The organism is uncultured Ruminobacter sp. (assembly GCA_902764345.1).
In the GTDB taxonomy this organism is placed as follows: Bacteria; Pseudomonadota; Gammaproteobacteria; order Enterobacterales; family Succinivibrionaceae; genus Ruminobacter.
This window is the reverse complement of sequence record CACWVT010000001.1, coordinates 65,498-88,809: the sequence shown is the minus strand read 5'-3', so window position 1 is coordinate 88,809 and position 23,312 is coordinate 65,498. Positions and strand designations below refer to the sequence as shown.

19 protein-coding genes and 2 tRNA genes are annotated in these 23,312 nt (G+C 40.8%); 2 read left to right on the top strand and 19 right to left on the bottom strand.

The window, feature by feature from the left end; translation table 11 throughout:
* Positions 1-423: 423 nt before the first annotated feature.
* The 15 genes from QZU58_RS00390 to typA form a co-directional block, all read right to left on the bottom strand.
* Positions 424-1,464, bottom strand: a complete 1,041-nt coding sequence (locus QZU58_RS00390) for a radical SAM protein (RefSeq protein ID WP_294493715.1) — start codon at positions 1,462-1,464, stop codon at positions 424-426.
* On the bottom strand, positions 1,445-1,762 hold the full coding sequence (locus tag QZU58_RS00385) for a YkgJ family cysteine cluster protein (protein WP_294493713.1): 318 nt from the start codon (positions 1,760-1,762) through the stop codon (positions 1,445-1,447). Before QZU58_RS00385 ends, QZU58_RS00390 begins: the two co-directional genes overlap by 20 nt.
* A 101-nt stretch (positions 1,763-1,863) precedes the next feature.
* Entirely contained in the window at positions 1,864-2,874 is a 1,011-nt protein-coding gene (locus QZU58_RS00380; protein ID WP_294493710.1) for a hypothetical protein, read from the bottom strand.
* A 23-nt stretch (positions 2,875-2,897) separates the two neighbouring features.
* Entirely contained in the window at positions 2,898-4,313 is a 1,416-nt protein-coding gene (locus QZU58_RS00375) for a hypothetical protein (protein WP_294493708.1), read from the bottom strand.
* Between the two features lie 1,080 nt (positions 4,314-5,393).
* Positions 5,394-5,846, bottom strand: coding sequence for an IS3 family transposase (locus QZU58_RS00370; protein ID WP_294493706.1), 453 nt, complete (start codon positions 5,844-5,846; stop codon positions 5,394-5,396).
* Positions 5,843-6,280: an IS3 family transposase gene (locus QZU58_RS00365; protein ID WP_294493705.1), complete on the bottom strand. Its 438-nt coding sequence runs from the start codon at positions 6,278-6,280 to the stop codon at positions 5,843-5,845. The genes QZU58_RS00370 and QZU58_RS00365 overlap by 4 nt, the downstream gene beginning before the upstream one ends.
* Positions 6,281-6,291: 11 nt before the next feature.
* Entirely contained in the window at positions 6,292-6,693 is a 402-nt protein-coding gene (locus QZU58_RS00360) for an HTH domain-containing protein (RefSeq protein ID WP_294493703.1), read from the bottom strand.
* A gap of 375 nt (positions 6,694-7,068) precedes the next feature.
* Positions 7,069-7,153 (bottom strand) — tRNA-Leu (locus tag QZU58_RS00355).
* Positions 7,154-7,170: 17 nt separating this feature from the next.
* Positions 7,171-7,247 (bottom strand) — tRNA-Arg (locus tag QZU58_RS00350).
* Positions 7,248-7,359: 112 nt separating this feature from the next.
* Positions 7,360-9,396 carry a UvrD-helicase domain-containing protein gene (locus QZU58_RS00345; RefSeq protein ID WP_294493702.1) on the bottom strand — a complete coding sequence of 679 codons (2,037 nt, stop codon included), beginning with the start codon at positions 9,394-9,396 and terminating at the stop codon, positions 7,360-7,362.
* 3 nt (positions 9,397-9,399) lie between these two features.
* Positions 9,400-10,983 carry a hypothetical protein gene (locus tag QZU58_RS00340; RefSeq protein ID WP_294493700.1) on the bottom strand — a complete coding sequence of 528 codons (1,584 nt, stop codon included), beginning with the start codon at positions 10,981-10,983 and terminating at the stop codon, positions 9,400-9,402.
* Between the two features lie 2 nt (positions 10,984-10,985).
* Positions 10,986-11,729 carry a tRNA threonylcarbamoyladenosine dehydratase gene (locus QZU58_RS00335; protein WP_294493698.1) on the bottom strand — a complete coding sequence of 248 codons (744 nt, stop codon included), beginning with the start codon at positions 11,727-11,729 and terminating at the stop codon, positions 10,986-10,988.
* A 122-nt stretch (positions 11,730-11,851) separates the two neighbouring features.
* A complete protein-coding gene (locus QZU58_RS00330) occupies positions 11,852-12,337 on the bottom strand; it encodes a YhcH/YjgK/YiaL family protein (protein WP_294493696.1) in 486 nt (161 codons plus the stop codon).
* A gap of 292 nt (positions 12,338-12,629) precedes the next feature.
* A complete protein-coding gene (locus tag QZU58_RS00325; RefSeq protein WP_294493694.1) occupies positions 12,630-13,985 on the bottom strand; it encodes a hypothetical protein in 1,356 nt (451 codons plus the stop codon).
* Between the two features lie 290 nt (positions 13,986-14,275).
* Complete coding sequence (gene typA, locus QZU58_RS00320) at positions 14,276-16,114, bottom strand: translational GTPase TypA (protein ID WP_294493692.1); 1,839 nt, start codon at positions 16,112-16,114, stop codon at positions 14,276-14,278.
* Between the two features lie 402 nt (positions 16,115-16,516).
* Here typA and QZU58_RS00315 point away from each other — a divergent pair, with 402 nt between their 5' ends.
* A complete protein-coding gene (locus QZU58_RS00315) occupies positions 16,517-17,026 on the top strand; it encodes a peptidylprolyl isomerase (protein WP_363174802.1) in 510 nt (169 codons plus the stop codon).
* A 4-nt stretch (positions 17,027-17,030) separates the two neighbouring features.
* The gene (locus tag QZU58_RS00310; protein ID WP_294493690.1) at positions 17,031-17,780 is read left to right on the top strand and encodes a UDP-2,3-diacylglucosamine diphosphatase; all 750 of its coding nucleotides are present in this window, start codon (positions 17,031-17,033) and stop codon (positions 17,778-17,780) included.
* Between the two features lie 62 nt (positions 17,781-17,842).
* Here QZU58_RS00310 and QZU58_RS00305 read toward each other — a convergent pair whose 3' ends face one another.
* From QZU58_RS00305 to gppA, 4 genes are all read right to left on the bottom strand, one after another.
* Positions 17,843-18,349 carry a hypothetical protein gene (locus QZU58_RS00305; RefSeq protein ID WP_294493688.1) on the bottom strand — a complete coding sequence of 169 codons (507 nt, stop codon included), beginning with the start codon at positions 18,347-18,349 and terminating at the stop codon, positions 17,843-17,845.
* A 1-nt stretch (position 18,350) separates the two neighbouring features.
* Positions 18,351-21,185, bottom strand: coding sequence for a DNA polymerase I (gene polA, locus QZU58_RS00300; RefSeq protein ID WP_294493686.1), 2,835 nt, complete (start codon positions 21,183-21,185; stop codon positions 18,351-18,353).
* A gap of 82 nt (positions 21,186-21,267) precedes the next feature.
* Positions 21,268-21,654 (bottom strand): fluoride efflux transporter CrcB, encoded by a 387-nt coding sequence (gene crcB / locus QZU58_RS00295; RefSeq protein ID WP_294459838.1) that lies wholly within the window; start codon positions 21,652-21,654, stop codon positions 21,268-21,270.
* Position 21,655: 1 nt separating this feature from the next.
* Positions 21,656-23,155, bottom strand: a complete 1,500-nt coding sequence (gene gppA / locus QZU58_RS00290) for a guanosine-5'-triphosphate,3'-diphosphate diphosphatase (RefSeq protein ID WP_294459841.1) — start codon at positions 23,153-23,155, stop codon at positions 21,656-21,658.
* Between the last annotated feature and the right edge of the window lie 157 nt (positions 23,156-23,312).

The window sequence follows — 23,312 nt, the reverse complement described above, 5'->3', positions numbered from 1 at the left end:
GTTCCAGGAGATGGTCAACAGAGATAACTGAAAGAGACCGGCTCCTGATCAATTATCTAGGCATGAAATTTTGAGTACTGATTATCCAACTTTTAGGTTCACAAGGATCTAATCGACCGCCGGCAGTTAATAATTTTAAGGGATTACAGTATCTTGAGAAATGGTGTCGGGAAAACGGCTTTATTGTTATTTCTTTCACCGGTGAAGGCAGATTCGTCAGAATATAGCTGCTCAAAATGCTGATTATGGGAATTTCGGGGCTTTTCAGCCGCAATTAAAGTAAATTCGTCTTTATGTGGTTTTACAGGTACTTCTGTGAACTGTACCCTTTATTTACAACTAGACCTATTGATTAACAGATCTATCATCAAACCGTCTTGAAATCAGGAATACACAATCACTCTATACTCTCAGCTTATAAATTCATATGTATTCACCTCTAAGACATTTCCTGCATACCTCAGGAAAATTTTGGCCTGATAACACATATCTGAGTTTCAGGAGTACCTTGTTATTGAAAATCCCCTCAAAATTAATATTTTCTGGAAATACCGGTTCTATATCACCACAGCACGGAAATATTCTTCCATCCGAAAGCAAAGATACAGACATCCAAGGTGAAATACATGATTCGGAGAACTCAGACTTTACACAACTGAAAGAAGCTAAAGCTTCTCGTAACCAATGCCACATTTTTCTATCAGCATAAAGATAGTCAAAAACAATGGTTACTCCTCGCTTTTCTGCTTCTCTGCATACAGACATTGTAAATTCTTGAATCTCCTCGTATGACGAACGATAAATGCCGTTAAGCTCGGACCATTCATTGTTTCTGAGTTGTGTCAAACTCATATGGGTAATACCCAAATCATTCAGAAATTCGGGCATTCTTATTAGTTCGCGCCAATTATCTTTAGTAACCACACTATGAATAGAAATCAAGGCATTACTAGAAGCTACCAATAACCTCGCATTTTTGGTAAAGTCATCAAAGTTTCCCCCTCTACGCATTTTTCTATAGGTTTCTGATGTAGTCGCATCACAACTTAGTATAATTGAAGAAACCTTACAGTCATTCAAGACACGTACTGAATCAGCGTTTAACAGTAAACCGTTAGTAATCAGAACGATATTGTCGGCATGCTTAGCGCATAACGACATCATAGTCGGGAAATCAGGATGACAGAGAGGCTCCCCCTCAAGGCCTACCATTATGGTACCTACACGCCCAACCCCATCTAAAAGATGCTTAAGGAACACAGCAGTCATAACCGAGTGTTTTTGCGAAGAACTATCTTGTCGATAGTAGCAGAAAGGACATCTAAGATTACACAGGTCGGTAATTCCGAGTCCTAGTACTGCTCGCGAACGCATATCTTCACTGACAGCGTATTTTTTCAAAATGTGCTGAGGCAAATCCGGTGCAATAGTGCATTCGCTGAAACTAAACCTTGTTCTGTTCATGAGAACCGTATTTTTCCTTTAAAAACATACAGCCTAGCCGAGTTTTGGCGAGATACTCACTAAAACTTATTGAGTTGAAATATGTTGAGTACCCCTCCTCTACGCGACACTTCAGAGGTCTTATTTCATATATTCGACAAAGCCTTGTTCTGCTATCATAATATCTGCAGCAACCGGTACCATCATCCAAATCATGATAAAGGTCTCCAAAATCTCGAAGATGCTGACAGCACAATCCACATTTATCACAGTTAAAGGTACACTGATTGTCCACATACTCGTTATTTTTAAAGAGCATTCTTTTCAACCTCCTTTGAGGAAAAACCAACTATCATATGTAAATTTTTCAAATAATGCCCCTAAACTGCATATCATCATCTGACCTTGTTGTTATTGATATTAACTCAGAATATTCGTATGACTGTCAGCAATAGCCTGGACGCCATCAATAAATTCTTCATTAAAATCTGAATTTACCTCAATCTCTCCATTATTCTCAACTACCAGATTCATCATACACAACGTTTTAACTGTATTAAAGAGATTCAATGAGGTCTTTATTATCTCCAATTCATTAGTGTTGAATATCTCTTTTGTTCTTTTTACTTGATGTTTAGATAGAACATTACGATGGGCATTGATAATTTTGGAAGTTTTTTTAATGTAGTGCTCGAATATGGTTCCAATCTTCTCCATAAGTCCATGATAAATTAAAAACTGAGCTCGCATTGCCTGAAATTTGTTACTCTGAATCTTAAGCTTTTCGCACTCAGCCTCACACTCAGCTTCATATGCTCTAGCCTTTTCAAGATTAGCATCCGCCTCAGTATCTGCTTTATATGCAGATACAAGGAAAATAGGGGCTGCAATAACAGCAAGAGGAGAAGTCAGAGCAGCAGCAAATCCAGCACCTAGTCCACCAACCAATCCTGCACCGGACAACAATGCCCCTCCCGTTCCATATAATGCGGCAGCAGCAGGTCCTAAGGCTCCAAATAAAGCTCCTTTTGCATCCGCATTATCAGCCTCTCTAGAAAAAGTATGCGCTAGGCTGGCCCCGTATGCCATCATGGAATCAAATTCTTTATCATCAAATGTACGGACTAAATCACCACTATCAGAGCCTATATCAAAGATATCAAGATGCTTTATCATATCCAAAGACTGTTTAAACTCACGCACCGGGTTATTTATGAGGTATTCCTTAGATTCCCCTACAAGAGAAACCGCGTCAGTGAAGTCGTCATAGTCACTTCTAGTTTCCTGTACCTGATCATCATATGTTCTCTTTGCGTAATCGCATATAGATTTAGCCTTTTCATTCTTTTCCTTTGCAGAAATATGACCACCAACAGCGGCCATACCTCCTAATCCAACAAGAGCGCCAATTATTAAAGCAGGAAATGGCATAATGTTCACTCCTATGTATTAGTTCAACCATCAAGTAAAGCACATAAGTCATCAATTGTTTCGATACTATCAGTACCGCCCAAATGATGTGTTATATTTCTCGCAGCTTCTGACACCTTACTGTTGTCATCCGAGAAAATTCCTTCATCCAAAAGTTTCATACACCCAGTATAGAATTTCTTTTCTTTTGCAAAATATGAGGCTAAAGTTTTTTCCAGTTCAACCCTGTATTCATGGTACTGAGCGTACATTTGTTTATATTTTTCCTGAATATTCCTCATTTCGGCAGCAATCTGTTTATTAGTGGCCATTGAATCAAAAACCCCAAACAAACATTTGCTAAAAGCCATGCCTACAAGAGTGCCTGCCACAGCACCAACCACAGGAATAGGGATAAGCGTCTGACCAATAATAGCAGCTTCCCCGGTAATCATTAACTCGGCTGATGCTTGAGTAATTTGCTTGGTACATTCACTCATTGTGATTTCATTATTTAAATACTTCTTTATTGGAGAAAAACACACCTGAACGGTAGATACAATCTTAGCTGGCAAATTATACTTAGCCGCCCATTTTAAAAGTGCAATTTCGGAGTTTTGAAGGGAACGCTGCGCTACGGTAACTGTACCACTAAAAGTATAAGTTTTGACAAGACCAGAACCTGTATCAACCAATACATCATTCATTGCATCTTTTATAGTCTTTCGGTCATCCAAAACATCTTTCAGATTAGTCAAAATATTAAGAAGTCCGATTTCAGCAGCTGAGTTTTTTACTGAATTTGAACCACTCTCATGAAACGTTGACGTAATATTTTTTACTTTTTTGATTATCAGTTTAGTTTCTATTTTGTTATTGATCCGATCCGAATCTTTTATAATACGTTCTCGTTTCTTTTTTGAAATTTTTAGGCCATTGTTCTTATCGTCAAGGTACTCCCTCTCGGTCCTGCTACCCTTTGTAGTATTGTTTTTCTTAGAAAGTTGCTGAAAATTCTCAGGATCATTAATTACTTCTTTAATATCATCCTGTGTAAGCCAAGTATCATTTTTATGTTTTTCGTAAACATGCTTTACTGGAACCACATGATCTGACTCAGCTACGTGATCTGCCCAGTCTGCACCATACCTACTCTTTGCTTCCTCAACGGTTTTGCACAGTTCTTTGCCAGTATGTGAATCTCTGACTTTGTGCCCTTTTTTAAAAGCTCTATCCTTAGCTGAATTCTGACTATATTGGCTTCCATATCTCTGTCTGATGGTTTCATCAGCACTTGGAATCTTGTCATAAGACTTCCAGTTATTCTGGTTATTTAGATATGTCTGAGCACCATCAATACCTTTTATTGTTGAAAGAAAATCAGATGCTTTGGCATTATCGTCCTTATCTTGTTCAATATTTGAAGAAGAAATGACCTCTTTTTTATTGACTTTACCCATAACCAATAGTCTCAGATTAAAATGAATTATTTGCGCAATATAACTTCGTTATCTAGTTTTCCGAAGATATGAAACAGAGATAGCAGTATTTTAATGAAAGAAAGAATCAATCAACCAAACAAACCGCCATTATCTAGGATAAATCCTAACAAAAAAGTCCAAGTATTACTGTGTATAAAAATGTTTTGTTATCATCTATTACTACAACCAACATTTACTTATATTGTTGTATTTATTATAAAGTTTACCATTGTTTTTTTGGGGGATCAGAATTATGATAGTTTTTTTTAAAATTAGTGATAAAACTCTAAAAAAAGCACTATAATTTTTACAAAAACGTGTTATTTTTATATCTGAAATAACATTTAGACTTTAAATTTCGTATACTCCATAGTCTTTTAAATAATTAATTTACCAAACTATGGATAGACATTTAACGCATATCCAAATTAAAGAAATAAATCTACGATGATTAACCGGCATTACTAAAAGATTTAAGTTAGGGTCGGTAAACAGTATGTTTTTCCGGTTGAATAAGATTATATGAACCTGACCAAGACGTAATACAGGGTCTACCTACGCTGAACAGGTAAGGATGGAGATACATGAAGCATAAAAAAAACTTAATTTTCAGCCAAAAAGAAAAAACCTTCCTTCATATTTGAAGCCGTAACTTTGTTAATTTATGAAGTGTACCCTTTGTCAAGGACATTTAAAATTTTAGTTATTCATAATTTCGGACAACTAAAATTCCAGTAACCCCATTTAGTAGACATGGCATAATTAAGTGCCCACTCTATTGGACATACCTTTAAATTATGAGGTAGGTACTCTCTGTATTTACTACGGGATCCCCCCGTACTTGTCCTCGGTTACCCATTAGCGAAAGTAGCATGCTGAGAGTACCGAGGGAATCTATATCTCTCCCTAATTAGGGAATCTTCATGTCTGAGTTACGTTGCTGATGTCTGTTTCTACTTGTTCTGCTCCCAGTTCCGAGGCTGTCTTTACCGGCTTAGGAGGGACTGGCTTATTAGAAATATCCAATGGATATATTCCTGTGGTATAGAACTGGAAGAATTAGTTAGGTGAGAGCTTTGCAAGTTCCCATTGATAACGGCTGTTATTGTAGTAACCCATGTAGTTATCGACAATTTCTTTGACCTCAGCAAACTCCTTACAGCCCTTTATGTTGTCCCCTATATGATCCTTCATATGTCCATGAAAGCTCTCCTGTGGAGCATTATCCCAACAATTTCCACGACGCGACATTGATTGGCGAAGCTTCTTGTCCTGTATGATTTCGATAAACCTATAGCTAGTATAGTGAAAGCCTTGATCTGAATGCAGAATCGCTTTTGCCTGTAAGGTGCTGCCATGGTTATTTATCAACTTAGTGACTGTGTCGAGGACAAAATCTACTTCCAAGGAATCACTTACCACATACGATAAAATCTGTTTGGTAAATGCATCAAGTATGGAAGATAGATAGGCAAATTCTCCGTTATATGGAAGATATGTAATATCAGTCAAGAGAACCTCCCTTGGGCGTAGTTTTCGAACTCTCTCTTGAGAAGATTATCGGCAATCCTGCCGGTCTTCAAGGCCTTTGCCATCATACGGTATGGATTTGCCTTCCTGATCGGGCAGAAGAGGTTGAACTTATTCATCAGTCTGCGGCTCTTCTTCAGGTTCATGATGACCGGAGGATTTCTATGGAGCAACGCCATGTAGATACCTCTTGCTCCTTTGGTGAAGCCGTGCATCTTATAAGCATAAAGGATCAGTTCAAAATCCTTTCTATCCTGCTCCTCTTGAACTTTACGTGTCTGTTCAGCCTTTTTCCAGGCATAATAACCACTTCTAGAGACTCCGGCAATCTGGCAGAGCTCTTTCACGGATAGTGACCTTGATGATGACTGCACTGTTTGATCAATGATAGCGAATACAAAGGAGGAATCATGCATGATAATACCTCCTATTTCTTTGTATTTCTGATTGATGAAATTTTTTTTAGAAACTCAACCTCCTGGGTCAGGTAGTCAACCTTTGCCTGAAGCTGCCGAAGACTGTTTTCGGTAGACTGCGATGGTGAAGCTTTCCCAGATGTACCAGAACGGATATCACTGAAGGAACAGTTTTTTTCGTATTCCTTCTTAATGCAATAAGAGATGCCCCAGATTCGGTCCTCGCCCAAAAGCTCTACAGAATATCCATACTTACGCAGAATATTACTAGGAATTTCCCCTGAGAGATACTCTCTATAGAATATCTCTTTGAACTCTTTGGATAACGACAGAATGTTCGCAGTAACGCGAACGGTATACTTGTTGTTTCGCAGAATTTCCTGTTGCTTAGATGAAAACTTTACCTTACTCATGATAACTCTCCTGTAATTAAAGAATACCACACTCAAGGTAATGTCCAAAACAAGGGACACACTAAAACCCTGGTGTCTATTTTTAGGTGGACTCAAATTATCCGTGTCCACACTCAGGGGTACAGTTTACTGACCAGACTTTTGAGTTTGAGGAGCAAGGTTTTATGATGAATCTGTTCCCCATTTTCAAATATAGTCTGTTTCATCAGAGGCAAAAGTTCGTAGGGGCGGTATAGGTCGATTTTTGCATGCTTCTGTTTCTGTCTTGTTATAGGGATAGTTAAAATCATGACTTGAACATACGATAACAGAAAATAACGAAATATTTTGTCAGAAAAACAAAAATGAAGGATATGAAAGAGATCTGTCAGAGAGTGGTGCGAATGAAGGGACTCGAACCCTTATGCCTCGCGGCACTAAGACCTGAACCTAGCGCGTCTACCAATTTCGCCACATTCGCATTGTCTTGATTTTTTTTGGCACTCCCGGCGGGAGTCGAACCCGCGACCTCCGCCATCGGAGGGCGATGCTCTATCCAACTGAGCTACGGAAGTAGTCAACGGATTATAATTATAAATACTTATGACGACATGTCAACAGATGATTGCAAATAAATGGGCTAAAACGTCTCAAATATGATAATTTTTCAGCTTCAGTATGTCTGTTTTACTTCAAAGTGTTTAATAATTGCTCAAACAGGCTGTCCATTGTCTGTTTCTTTTCTTCTTCAGTTCTGGTGTCTTTTAATCTTGCCGGCCAATGAAGATCTTCTTCCGGAAGTTCCAGGAGAAACCTGCTGGGTTCAACCTTGGTTTCCTGCCGCTTTCTGGATTTTCGGTTTTTGCAGTACATGAGGAAGAGTTCTTTCTGGGCTCGGGTTATCCCCACATATGCCAGACGTCTTTCTTCTTCCACATTATTTTCCTCGATGCTGGTTTCATGAGGCAGTAGACCTTCCTCCATGCCTATAAGAAAAACATATGGGAATTCCAGTCCTTTGGAGGAGTGAAGTGTCATGAGTTGAACTTCCTCCAGATCATATTCTTCTTCGTTACGATCAAGGAGTTCTCTTACGCATAATCTGTTGATGGCGTCATTTATCAGCATGTCACCGATGAATCCATTGTCATCTCCGGTTACGGCGTTATTAACCCATTTGAGTAGGGTTCTGACATTATCCAAACGTATTTCAGCTGCCTTTTCACTGCCAGAGTCCTGATAAAGCCAGTCAGTGTATCCAAGACGCTCAGGAAGTTCGGACAAATGCTTTTCCCAATCGGTGCCGTTAAGATCCTTTCTTATGTTTTCTATAAGGTCATGGAAGCTTTTGAATATCCCTGCGGTTTTTGGTTTGACCTCGTTAATTAGCTCAGGATGGTTACAGGCATCCATGAGGGATATGCAGTATTTTTTGGCAAACCGATCCAGATAACTCAGGGATGTCGGGCCTATTTCCCGTTTAGGGATGTTTATAATTCGTAAAAACGCCTTATCGTCATCATTATTTGCTATTAGTCTCAGGTAGCTCATGAAATCTTTGATTTCCGCCTGAGAAAAGAAGCTGGTTCCGCCAATAACCCTAAAAGGAATATTACTTTCCTGCAGGGCTTTCTGAATCTCTCGTGACTGGTAGTTTCCGCGGTAAAGAATTGCGTAATCACTGTATTTGCTTCTGTTTATATAGTGATGAGCCAGAAGTTCTGTAACAATTGTTTTGCCCTCAAGCGTTGCATCAGGTATTTCTATTACATTAATCTTGGAGCCGAATTCTAACTGCGAGTGAAGCTGTTTTACGAAGTCATGTTCATTTTGGGCAATAAGTCTGTTGGCGCACTTAAGAATTCTGCCACACGAACGGTAGTTCTGCTCGAGCATTATGACTTTTAGATCAGGGAAGTCTTCACGCAGCAGGCTGATGTTTTGAGGTCTGGCTCCGCGCCACGAGTAAATGGACTGGTCATCGTCACCAACAACCGTGAAACGCTGTCTTTTTTCTACCAGCAGCTTTATCAGCTGGTACTGGCTGGCATTGGTATCCTGATACTCATCGACGAGAAGATATCGTACTCTTTGTCGCCATTTTTCGAGAACGGCCTCATGCTCAAGGAACATACGTACAGGCAGATAGATAAGGTCATCAAAATCAACGGCATTAATGGCTCTCAGCGTTTCTTCGTAACGTTTATAAATGATGGCTCCGAGCTGATTGACGTCGTTGATGTCCGTATCTATTTCATCGTATCCAATAAGGTCATTCTTATAGCCGCTTATTTTATTCTGCCAGAACATGCATTCGTCTTTTAAATGCTCCTTATCTGCGTAGGTACCCTGAAGCTCCTGCAGTATCTCCTTTATGACGGTCATCTGGTCATATTCATCAAAGAGGGTAAAATTAGGCTTAAGGCCTGCATAAATGTGTTCCTGCCTCAGAATGTCCAGGCCCACAGAATGAAATGTGGAAACGTGAAGTCCTTTAATGGTGTCACTGCTGAGTGAGGCACAGATTCTTTCTTTCATTTCCTTTGCCGCCTTATTGGTAAAAGTAACGGCAAAGATATTGTATGGCTTATAGTCGCAGTCCTGAATAAGATGTATGATTTTTTCAGTGATAACGCGGGTTTTTCCCGAACCTGCCCCGGCGAGAACAAGGCATGGGCCACTTATGTAGTGAACTGATTCAAGCTGCTGATCATTAAGGTGCACGGGCTACTCCAGAACAGTATAGAAAAACATTTTCCCTGAAACAGCATTGGATGCCGTGACTTTATAATCATGACTGTCGAAGTCATCATCTTCATTTTCTTCAGACGTTACGTCCTTATGAACCGTAAAAGTCTGCCAGCAGAATTCATCAACCAGTGTCCTGTTTTCATCCAGACAGAAAAAGATGATTGAGTGAATGTAATTTCTGAGTTCACTCATCAGTTTATTTACAAACCTTCTAATGTATTCGGCATTGCAGTTTTGCAGATTGATGACCAGAACACATCCTTCCTGCCTTCGTATTTTTTTTGATGCGAAAATGGTCAGTAGATTTCCGGCATCATGTTCTGGGTCTCCTGTGTTTTCAGAAAGACCTATTTTTGGCAGAAGTGAGTAGTATGATTTGCTGATATCCGTCGTTCTGGCATCAAGTTCTACACTCAGGATGTTCCATTCAGCCATGCAGGTATGATAAATAAAATCTGTGTCGGCAGAAGAATCGATAATCCAGTTTGACTGCAGTTTTCTTTTAGTTATGACATCTGTTGAGATTCCGTACACTCCCTTTGAATAATAGATTTCACTGAAAGAGGCGTCATCAGTTACCAGATCATAGGTTTTCCTCGCAAGGAGTTTTCTTGGAGTCACACTCAGCAGTTTTTTGATGTTTTTGACTCTGTCCCTGAATTTTTCAGGGCTTGCCATAATAAGATCCCCGATGCTCTGCGCAGGATAGGCAAGATCAATCAGCTGATTTGGCTGCTCATAATTTATCAGTTCTCTGATAATAAGTCCCGTAAGGCGGTTCTCTGTCTGAGAAGTGACATAGTAATTACGTTTCTTAACCTGTTGAGACAGAAAATATACAAATTCATTGAGATGAATTTCATTGGCGATAACAATAGAGCAGACACCGTTCTGGGACATGTACAGGGAGTCGATAATGTTGTCCGTGATAAAAATGTCTTCTGTATTTTCGTTCACATGTGAACAGAACAGCGATTCCTTGCCGTAGTAAAAAACATAATCCTCATCAGGATCTGTTTCCGTGTTAATTGCCCAAAAACCGTATGGTCCGTTAGGGATTATCATGGCCTTTATCTGTTGGTTGTTGCCGATAGAGAATTCAGGTTCATATCCCAGATTGAATCTTACGATTGTTTCGTCAGTGATTCCTGCTTCCTGAAAATATTCAGTTGTTTTTGCCTGCTTGGCACATACCCTGAAAAAAGAAGTGTAATCTACAATTTTTGTTCCGCCGTCAGACATTTTACTAATCTCATTGCGTGTTATTTTCGGAGTGTTGATTTTATTGTTTTCCAGAAAAAGCTCACCGGCTTTGTTCAGCTGGTCCTGATAGTGTGGCAGATTAAAGTCCATGCCGATAAGTGAAAAAATATCATACGTACATCCGCATCCATAGCAGTGGACTGTATTGTCCTTTGGATTAAAGTGCATAGACATTCCTGAGTTCTGATGATTGGGATTCAGACAAGAGAAATAATCATTGCAGTTGATACCCTTGTACTTTGATAAATAATGAGTCAGGTATCCCTTTAGTTTCTGCTTGGTTTCTTCACGGTCCATACTTAGCCTCTGAGCTTTTCCAAAACCAGTGCGGCAATATTAAGTCCAACCACTGCCGTTACACAAACTGCAGCCCCGAATGCCGGAAGGTCATCGGCACTGTTAACATCTTTCGACATAGTGGCCGGTTCGGTGCTGTATACGGCCGTAAGCTTCATTTTTCTTCCTGCTCCGGGGTAACCGTATTCTTTGCGTAATTTTGTGCGTAGTCTTGAGAGAAGTTTGTCTCCTGCGGCTTCGGCAAGATCCCCTTTGGTTACCAGCAACGGATTCGTTTTACCGCCTGCTCCACCAGATATAATTACGGTTTTGTTTTGTGAATGAAGATGATGAATATAAAAGGCTTTTGCTATAAGGTCATCAATGGCATCGATGTAAACATCAGCATCGATCCCTGCTATTATGCCTGGTATGTTGTCAACGGTAAGCAGATTGGTAATGACATCAATCTTTACGTCAGGATTGATGTCTTTCATCCTGTTGCTCATCGCCCCGGCCTTGTATTCCCCCAAGGTACTCTGCATGGTATGAAGCTGTCTGTTGGTATTGGATTCGTCTATCGTGTCATTGTCTATAATGGTAATATGCCCCACACCGGTTCGTACCAGTGCTTCAATGGCCCATGAACCAACGCCGCCGGTTCCTGCAATACATACATGGCTGTGTGCATATTTGTTTACTGCATCTTCTCCGTAAAGAGCTCTTGGGCCTCTGAGTCGGTATTTCAGTTTGTCTGTGATATCCATTGTTTCGTCCGTTGTTTAGTGTTTTTAATTTATATGCAGAGTTTATATTTAGTTGGAGTATATTTCATCGGATGTTATCCGGGGCAATAACCAGAACCTGCAGACGGATCAAGCAAAAGAGTTTAAACGCTGATGCTTAGACAGTGTCTGTAGAAATCCTTGTGTACTTTTAAAACAATTTTTTTGATTTCCATGGGAATGTCATCGGTGGCGCATAATGGCTTGTGAAGTTCCCCTGGTAGAAACACGGCAAAGTCCCCGACTTCCAATGATGCGTAGCAGCACGGAAGGTTTTCTTCAATGAAGCCTAAATCCTTATCGGTATCAAAGGTGTGTTTTATATTTGAATTATCATGGAATTTTTTTGGAGTAAAGCCGATTGTTTCACGTCCGGTAAGAATGACGTGAACATCAAGAAAATCTTTATGGTATTCGAACTTGCGATGCTGCTTCAGTTCAGTATTGCTGGTGTCAAAATTGGCAAAGACCATGTCTTTTTCCAGTTCAACTCTTCCTGAACCATTTAGTTTAATTGCTTGTCTTATGTATTTTACCAATGGAGTGTCATATTCTTCCGATGGTAAATCATTTATATTTCCACAATACATAAAATATCTCCCGACTTTATTCATTTTTCATATTGTAACACGCATTTCTGTGATGGCTTGACGTATTTGATATGAATCTTTAAGTTGCATCAATGGCTCAAAAATAAGAATTTCGTCATGACTGATTTTGCTGAGTCGAGAATCCAAAACTGATTTTTATATCAGGAATAAGAAAGACCATCTCTCCCCCGCTTTTATTGAATATGATAACGGAAATCGAAATGGTCTTTCATCAACCAGAATTCTCGCTTTTGTCTTCTGAAGGAAAACAGCGAATATTTAGGTATAACGATTAATCAGCAAGACACTTTGTCAGGTCATTCCAGTTGTATGAGTCGTTAACAGGCTGGCACTTATCTTTAAGGGTTAGTATCTTGCCATTATGGTTGATTCTTACCATAATTTTACCATCCTTGTTACTGAAGAAGTCCCAAATCATGATTGAGTTGAGCGGAGTTAGGGTTGAGACCTTAAATACGTCATCCTGATATGAGTAATTCTCGTTAGGTCCGAGTGTTTCTCCAAGCTTTGAACCCTCGAGTAGGGTCAGGAATGAGAGCATTGCTTTCGGGTCAATGAAGTAAAATTTAACTGGTTCTTCTTTGGTTTCCAAAAAGTCCTGGAGTGTAATGTGCAGATCGTTGAAAAGTCTTCGTCCCTGCTCTGTCGTCTGAATCTGTCCGGTTACGCTAGGTCCTACTGAAATAAACAGGGTTGCATTGTCGATGGCACTGAAAAGTCGTCTTTCATCATTTCTCATGATGTCACCGAATGTCTTGTTAAAATCCTCTGCCTCCTGGATACTCAGACTTGGTAGAAATTTATAGGTATCAAATATGGCATCTACGATATCCCTGCCTTCAACACGGGATTCTAGAATAAGCGTGTTACCGGTAATGGAACCAAGGAATTTTTTCTTGAAGATACGCTGTAACACATTATCCACATAATTTCGTGTTTGGTTTGATTTTTGCTGAGAACTGTATTTAATTTGTCCTAATTGCCTGTGTGTATCTGGATATGAGTTTAGCCAGTCTCTGTATTCTCTGGTTTCATAATAGGCCAATACGTCAGGCATTTCATCCTGAACATATTCAATCTGTATCTTGCCATCTGAAAAGCTTTTTATGATACCGAGAACAAATTGTTCACCGGTTTTCAGTGCGATATTGCTTCCGTCATAAGCAAAAACGACGTTGATGTTGGTTTCGTATTTCTTGTTCAGCATCAGATTCTTTCTGCTCTGAGCATAGCTTGTACCCAAGTGATTAACGGCATTGATGCCTGACATGGTCAGAGCGTCGTTTGAACTGTTTAAAATTTTGGGTTTTAACTTTAAGAGAGTGGAGTAGAATGCTGTACCTTCTGTGGTAAGTTCGCCTTCTTTCTGCGCTTTATCCATTACGGCAAGCAGTCTGGTGAAGTTGTTGGGATTGTCAAATCCCCAGGCTCCCTTTGTTACGAAGGCTGCGGAAAAAACGTAGTCGTATCCGTCAATAGCTTTGTGTTCCAGCTTTGTTGCGGTAATGTCATTATTTACGGTTCTCAAACCATAATAGTTATCAAGCGCCCATCCAGTCATAGGGAGAGCTGCTAAAATCAGAGCACTGGAGATAACAGAGACATATTTCTTAAAGTGAAAATTCATATCAGACCTTCAAACACGATTATTCTGAATAATTGCTGCTTTGTTGACTTTGGGTGTGGATAAGTCGCGGATGTAAAGCAACAGTTAGTAAATAAAATGGTATTTTACTATTTTACATCTGTTCATTAAGTTTTAGAGTGACCTAATTTCTGTTTTAGCGCAATTATATAAAAAAACAGGCATCAGATTGTATTTTCTGTTAACTTTCTGAATACTGATCGTAATTTTTTATAAAAAAACGGCTCTTTTTATGAGGAGCCGTTTAATGTAATCAGTTTAATAACTCGTTATTACTCGTTATTAGCTTCTTTGCCGCCTGCTGCTCTGAATGCTCTCTTACGATCAAGTTCTGTAAGGAGCTTTTTACGTAAACGGAGGCTGGAAGGAGTTACTTCAACAAGTTCGTCATCGTTAATGAATTCGAGAGCCTGTTCGAGAGAGAGACGAACAGGTGGAACCAGTACGATTGCTTCATCGGTACCTGACGCACGAACGTTGGTGAGCTTCTTTCCTTTCAGACAGTTAACAGTGAGGTCGTTTTCACGGTTGTGAATACCAACGATCTGACCTTCGTAAACTTCCTGAGCATGTTCAATGAACATTCTGCCGCGATCCTGTAAGTACCATATTGCATAACCAATAGCCTTACCGGTTTCATTGGATATCATAACACCGTTCTTTCTCTGTCCGATGTTACCGCCACGCCATTCGCCATAGGAGTCAAAGGTATGGTACATCAGGCCGGTACCTGAGGTAAGTGTCATGAATTCGGTCTGGAAGCCGATTAAGCCTCTTGAAGGAATTACGTAGTCAAGTCTTACACGGCCCTTTCCGTCAGGAACCATATCCTTAAGATCTGCCTTTCTGACACCAAGCTGTTCCATTACGGAACCCTGATGCTGTTCTTCGATATCGATGGTAAGATTTTCCATTGGTTCCATCTTAACACCGTCTATCTCCTTCAGAATTACTTCAGGACGGGATACAGCGAGCTCATAGCCTTCACGACGCATGTTTTCAATAAGAATTGACAGATGCAATTCACCACGGCCAGAAACCTTGAATTTATCCGGATCCTGTGTCTGTTCAACACGGAGAGCTACGTTGTGAACCAGTTCGGTCTGAAGTCTTTCCCAAATGTTTCTTGAAGTCACAAACTTGCCTTCCTGTCCTGCAAACGGAGAGGTGTTAACCTGGAAGGTCATGGTTACGGTTGGTTCATCAACTGATAACGGAGTCAGAGCTTCAACCTTTTCGTTTGAACATACGGTATCTGAAATCTGGAGTTCACCGAGACCGGTTATGGCAACAATGTCACCGGCTTTTGCTTCGGACACTTCTGAACGCTGAAGTCCCATATAGCCGAGAACCTGTCCGATACGGCCTGTTCTGGTTGAACCGTCAGGACTAACAACTGTCACGGCCGCATTAGGTTTTGCAGTACCGCGGGTGATACGGCCGATGCCGATAACACCTACGTAAGAAGTGTAGTCAAGCTGGGAAATCTGCATCTGGAACGGACCGTCAGGATCAGCCTTAGGTGGTTCAACATTATCGATGATCGCCTGGAAAAGCGGAGTCATGTCTTCAGACGGAGTGTTTGGATCCAGAGTTGCGTAACCGTTTAATGCGGAAGCATAGATGATAGGAAAATCCAACTGTTCATCTGTGGCACCAAGGTTGTCGAAGAGATCGAATACCTGATCAATAACCCAGTCTGGTCTTGCACCTGGACGGTCAATCTTGTTGATTACGACAATAGGCTTAAGTCCCTGCTTAAATGCTTTCTGAGTTACGAATCTGGTCTGAGGCATAGGACCGTCAACGGCATCAACAAGAAGAAGAACAGAGTCTACCATACTCATTACACGTTCAACTTCTCCGCCGAAGTCTGCGTGGCCCGGGGTGTCAACGATGTTGATTCTGTAGCCATTCCATTCAATAGCAGTATTCTTAGCTAATATGGTAATGCCTCTTTCCTTTTCAATATCGCCGGAATCCATTACGCGTTCCTGTCCGTCCAGGGAACGGTCGAGAGTTCCGGACTGACGTAATAATTTGTCTACTAAAGTTGTCTTGCCATGGTCTACGTGAGCAATAATGGCAATATTACGAAGTTTTTCTAACATACCAGCCTCTGCTATTACTAAAATTCGGGGCTATTGTACATTTATTTATGTGATCTGTATAGCAAAAGATATAATTTTATACAAAAATATGCGTTTTTTAATGATTTTATTATCTTTTACTATGGAAAATTACTAATTTCGTGATGTTTTAATAATTTTACAGAGCGTATTATGATAATTTCTGAGGAATTACAGTCAGTGTTTGATAATTTGAGTTATACATGACATATTCATATTTTCTTTAGTTATTGTTGGGAGATTTTGTGGTTTCAAATCTTTGTTTCATGGGCGCTGTCGGGTATGAGGAAGCTTATTTTTAATGTGTTATAATGCTTCCGGTGTGGCTCAGTAAAAGGAACCGCAGTTGAATCTTTTTATTGTTTAATCATAAGGTGACCAGTTATGGCTATGGCTATGGTAATTATTAAAACAAATGTTGGCGATATCACTCTTGAACTTAATCCGGAAAAAGCCCCGGTTACCGTTGAGAATTTTCTTCAGTATGCAAAGGAAGGCTATTATGCCGGAACCATTTTTCATCGTGTGATCAAGGGGTTCATGATTCAGGGGGGCGGTTTAACTGCCGGTCTTAAGGACAAGGCTTCCTCAAGAGCTCCGATTGAAAACGAGGCTGATAACGGTTTAAAGAACGACAAGTATACTATTGCCATGGCCAGAACGATGGATCCTCATTCAGCCACTTCACAGTTCTTTATTAATACCAAAGACAATGATTTTCTGAATCATACAGGCAAGGATCTTCGCGGCTGGGGTTACTGTGTGTTCGGTAAGGTTGTTGATGGTTTTGACGTTGTGGATAAGATTGAAGCAGTAAAAACAACCAATAAGTTCAGACCATACGGTGATGTACCTGTGGAAGATATTGTTATTTCAGAAGTAACGGTAAAGTAACCAGGTGACAGCTTACGTTATAGCAGATCTTCATTTATCGGCGGAAGCTCCGGAACTCACGGATGCGTTTAGAAAATTTGCGGACATGGTATCCGGAGACGATGAACTGTACATAGTAGGAGATCTTTTTAATTACTATGTTGGTATTAACCCCGAGAATCCGGCACACAAAGCTGTACGAGAGGTTAATTCCTCCATATGTTCGAGAGGTGGGCGAGTTTATTTCATTCATGGAAACAGGGATTTTCTTTTGAACCGTAAAGATGCGCATTTTTTCAGAATGGTGCTGTTAAATGACGTTCATCAGCTGGTTTTCGGAGATATGCGGATTCTGATGGTACATGGAGATGAACTTTGTGATGAGACGGTGGGCTACCGATGTTTCCGTCTGTTCAGTCGTCTCTCCTGTGTTCAGTGTATGTTCAATACTCTTTTTTCATACCGACACCGTATTGGAATGGCTCAGAAAATGAGGGCTAAAAGCATTAAAAAATTTGAAGCTGCAAATTATGTCAGGAGAATGATTAATCCTGTCAAGACGCTGTCATTCATGAAAAAGTATGGCGTGTCCGTACTGATTCACGGCCATACCCATAACGCTGAGGAGCTGAGACCTGATGACAGATATCTTATAGTCGATACAGGAGATTGGACGTCATCCGGTTTTTCTTTCGTGAAGATTGAGTATGGTAATGCCACACCGGGTAACAAAGTTGTCATATCACTTGAACGCAGAAAAATTTCCGGGCGGTAATCCCAATGTATGACCTTCATTTCAGTATGTTTTGACATGGAATGAAGGTTTAATCTGATTTATCAGTGTGCGTATGGAATTTGTACGTTGTGTTTGCAGTAGTGCAGAGCTGTTTTGAAATCAACTAGAATCTTTTTAGTTTCGGCATCCCTGATAAAATAATGGTTTGCTACGTCTTCATGAGTGAAATTGAGTACGTTACAGTCTTCTTTATTCATTACATTGCGTATTTTTTGAGCATATTTATCCATAACCGTATTGGTGTCCTGATCATCTGATTTCGGTACGTACAGTTCAAAGTTGTACACAAGCTCCAGCTTATCCTCATCAAAATTGATACTTTTAAGCTTGATCTGATCGTTTGAGTATTTCGCCAGTTCTTCCGGGGTGTTGCTGATCATTACCATAGCCCTGATGTCATAAATTCTTTCAGGCAAAGGGGCATACAACAAAGCCATAGCCATTTCATTCTGATAATCCTGTTCGCTACGAGGTTTGCTTAAATCTATTGCAAAAGCAGAGGATGTCAGTCCTGCAAGCAACATGATAGATATAATTTTCTTTAACATTTTAATGGGCCTCACTCCAGTTTTGTCCTACTCCTACACTGACTTCCAGTGGTATTTTAAGTTTTATCACGGTTGTCATGATTTCAGAAATTATTCTTCCGTATTCTTCAACAAATTCCTCTTTTACTTCAAAAATCAGTTCGTCATGTACCTGCAGAAGCATTCTGATACTATTCTCAGGAAGATTTTTCATCCATTCATCAATCTTTATCATTGCTGTTTTGATGATTTCCGCTGCACTGCCCTGCATAGGAGCATTGATCGCAGCTCTTTCTATTCCGGAAACAGCCATCTTTGTTGCGGTTTTAATTGCATTGAAGTTAAGCCTTCTGCCACTTATGGTGGTAACATACCCGTTTTCATGTACCGATTCTTTGATTGCAGCCATATAGGTTTTTACGCCGGGATATTTTGCAAAATAGCTGTCAATGTAGTTTTTTGCAACGTCGTTGGAAATATTAAGCCGTTTTGCCAGACCAAAACGATTCATGCCGTATATAAGACCGAAATTTATGGCTTTGGCAGATCTTCTCATTTCCGGAGTCACTTCACTCAGTGGCGTATTGTGGATCTGGGATGCTGTGGATGCATGAATGTCCTCATGAGCATTAAATGATCTGATCATGTTTTGTTCATCGGCAATGTGTGCCATGAGTCTTAATTCGATCTGTGAATAATCTGCAGCAAGAATTTTGTAGCCTGGTTTTGCTGCAAAACCTGCGCGGATGGCTCTGCCTTCGGGAGTTCTTACAGGTATATTCTGCAGGTTAGGATCACTAGAAGACAGTCTGCCTGTTGATGTGCCGGCCTGATTAAACATACCATGTATTCTGCCGGTGGCTCCGTCAACCATTCCCGGAAGCTTATCAACATAAGTGTTGATAAGTTTTGTTAGAGCCCTGTAATTAAGAATAAGTCTGGCTATTTCGTAATCTTCGGCAATGAGAGAAAGTGTTTCTTCAGATGTTGATGGTTGTCCGGTAGGGGTTTTTTTTGGACAGTCAATACCAAGTTTCTCGTAAAGAATGTGTGAAACCTCTCTGGTTGAATTTATGTTGAACTCCTCACCTGCAAGCATAATTATACTGTCTCTTACGTCTTTCAGTTTCTGGTTCAGGGTAATGCTCTGTTTGGAGAATTCATTATGATCCAGATAGAATCCGTTACATTCCATTTTGTAGAGAACTTTGATTAGAGGAAGTTCCTGAGTGAGGTAGGCTCGCTCATTCTCCGGCATCAGTCTGAGTTTGGCACTGATATATTCGTGAAGTTGCTGTACCGCATCAAGGTGCTGACTGGTAAACGCGGCACATGTGTCTATTTCTACCTCTTCCATTGGTATTTTCTGTTTTCGTTTGCTTCCCTGTATTGTCACGGTACAGAGCTCCTGTTCATCCGACAGTGTTTGGTTCAGCAGAATTTCCGCTGCCTTCGACAGATCCGTTTCCATGGCTGAATCAAGACTGTGAAGTTCATTAAGTACATCCTGATAAGGCATTTCAATATTGATGCCGTATCCGTCAAGAGTATGCATTAGATCCTTAATGTCATAGGCAGTTATTTCCTTACCGCCATTGTTCACAATCTCCGCCAGAACGGAAAATACATCCGTAGGGTTGAGCTGAACAGGGACTCCCAGATATGAATGTCCGAGGGGAATATAGAAATCGCAGTTAACGGTTCTTATGCCAAGTCCGGTAAGTCGTGAATTGACTGCGTTAATTACTGTTCTTAAAGGGTAGAATACCGGTTTTTCTGATGCACGGAGCTCTGCTGCGAGCATCTTTAGCGTGGTTTCGCTATTGACCGTTACGGCGATAAATTTTTTCTTCCGGTCAACTGTTCGTGATGTTTTTTGATCTGAAGATTCTTCATTTTCTGCTGAATTATTGAACGTGTTTTCCCCGTCGGCAGAGAAAAGATCACCGGAATCTCCTAAGGCTTCTTTTTCCAGAAACGCTTTTTCCGAGTTTATGAGTTTTGTGAATTCACAGGATGTGTATATGTCCAAAAGAGTCTTGTGGTCAACCTTTCCGCGTCGGATTTCCTGAGGTTTAACCGGAACCTTTACATCTGTCTTGATAGTGGTGAGAATCTTTGACAGCTTTACGTTATCCTGTTGTTTAATGAAATTTTCAGCAAATGTTTTGGAACCTCTAAAGTTCAGATCCTTTACTCTGTCAAGATTTGCGGCAATGTCTTCAATACTTCCTATGGAATTCAGAAGTGCAGTGGCTGATTTGTCACCGATACCCTGCATCCCGGGAATGTTATCTGCCGAGTCTCCTTTAAGCGCAAGGTAATCACTGATGAGCTCCGGAGGAACACCGAATTTTGCAATTACGCCATCTCTGTCCATTACGGAATCATCCATGGTGTTGACTATGAATACGTGTTCATTCACCATGGCCGCAAGATCCTTGTCTCCTGTGGCAAGATAAACGTCCATTCCTGCTTCAGAGCCGAGTCGGGCATATGTACCGAGTACGTCATCCGCTTCGACGCCTTCTACAGTGATAAGAGGAAGCCCCATGGCTGTAATTATTTTTTTTATGTTTTCTACCTGAGCCCTAAGCTCGTCAGGCATGGGTTTTCTGGTAGCCTTGTATTCTGAATAGAGTTCGTGTCTGAAACATGGACCATGAGCATCAAAAACCACGGCCATTTGTGCTTTTGGATATGTTTTTTCCAGTTTCTGGATCATGCTGATATAAACTTTTGTGGCTCCGGTAGGTTCACCGCGACTGTTGGAGAGAGCGGATCTGGCCGTACTGTAATAAGCTCTGTACAAAAAGTTATTACCGTCTATAAGTACCAGCTGTGTATTTGTGCTCATGTAGAATCCTATTTTATGTATTGTTGTTCTGGTAATTGCAGATATGCCAAAAAACAAGAATCATATTATGTCTCAGCGCTGTTTAATTTGCTTTAATGGCTGAGCCCATGGCTATACCCGCAAAAGTTGCTGTTAGACTCAGAATCAGACTGCCGGCAACGTAGAAAAATGTTTTCAGCCAGTAGCCCGAAGCTATGAGGTTTACCGTATCCAGAGAGAATGTCGAGAAAGTGGTAAATCCGCCAAGAAGCCCCGTAATAAGCAGAAGTTTTAACTGGGGCTCCATGGCATTCTGACAGAGAATGGTTGTAAACAGCCCAATTAAAAATGAGCCGGCAATGTTTATGGAAATTGTTCCGTACGGAAAATCACGCCCCATCCAAGAAGAGATGCAGTTAGTGGTTAGATAACGGAGAAGTGCGCCGACGGCTCCGCCTAAGGCTACGAGAAGCATTGATTTAAGAGGCATTCTAGCATTCCCTAATGGACATAAGCCATCCCTGTTCCTGCTGCTTCTGGCATTCTTCCTTCAGTAGTGTGGCACGAAGGTAGTGGTTATCCATCCAGTTGCTGGTGGTAACAAGTTCCAGTTTGCCATGTTCCGTCATTTCAAATTTGATTTCACCGTCAATCGCATCAGGACTTCGTCTGACACAGATGATTATCGCCAGTCTGAGGAGTCTTGCCAGTGCACATGCTTCCTCATACGGAACGGCGCTCTGGTTCTTCAGAACATCAAGCTTAAAGGCATCTCTTTCGTTGAACAGTAGAGCACTCAGAAGATGTTTCTGAGCGTTGGTAAAACCCGGCATTTCAATGTTGTCAATTATGTATGACGCATGCTTAGGAGCTTTTTTGTACTCAATGCACAGACCAATTTCGTACAGCATTGCCGCCCATTTAAGAACCGGTCTTGAAGAAGGATCTTTCAGTCCCCAGGATTCTTTCAGACTGTCAAATGCGTTAAGCGCAACCTTGGTAACGCGTTCTGCCTGTTCACGGTCGAGCTGGTATCTGGTAATCAGACTGTCCACGGTTCTGGTTCGGATGTTTCGGGGAGCGTAGTCACCGAGCATTCTGTAAATGACACCTTCTCTCAAAGCGCCACCGGCAAGTGTCATGCCTTTAATGTCCAGAATCCTGAATATTGCAATAAGTATCGCAAGTCCTGAAGGGAAAACTGTAAGTCTTTCGGCTGAAAGGCCGGCAATATTAAGTTTTGAAAAGCATCCAGCTTCAATTGTCATTTCCTTTAGATGAAGGAGCTTTTCAAGGGTAACGACTTCACTTTCTCCGTTGGAAATCATAATTTCCTGCAGGGACTGTATTGTTCCTGAAGCTCCGACACAGGTTGAAAAACCCTCTCTGAGATATTCGTCTGCAAGAGGAGACAGTATTTCGATTGAAGCTTCAATGGCTTTATCGTATGCGGCTTCGGTTATTTCGTCATTTGCGAAAAAATTGTTGAGCCATGTTACGCATCCCATTTGAGTACTGTGGAGAACCTTAACGTTAAGACCTTCACCGATTATAAGTTCGGTTGATGCTCCGCCGATATCTATTACCAGAATATTGCCTGATGCACTTGAGGTGCTGACTACACCATGGTATATGGTGCGTGCTTCTTCCTCTCCGCTGATAATTTCAATACCGTGCTCAAGTATTTTTTCAGCTCTCTGAATAAAGTCAGATGAATTTTTAGCAAGACGTAGTGTTGCGGTGGCCACAATGCGGATATTATGATCCGGAATGTCCTTGAGCTGCTCCGCAAACAGTCGGATACAGTCAAGTCCTCGCTGAATGGCCTCTTCTGAAAGGAGGTTGTTTTCGTCAAGTCCCTGAGCAAGCTTGACCTTTCGCTTGACACGTGAGACGGCTCTGACGGCCCCTGAGACATTTCTGACAACCAGCATGTGGAAGCTGTTTGATCCTAAATCGATAGCTGCATATAAAGGAGAAGAACCCGGCATATGTTTATTCCTTAAATCCATTTTTCCTCATGCTTAATGTGTTTCCCGGATAACACGAAAAACCTCAAGTATTAGAAGTTCGGATGTTGTATGTTACAAGTATACAATATATGTACAGGCTTGTGTTTATATAAAGTTTTTCACCATCTGATATTCA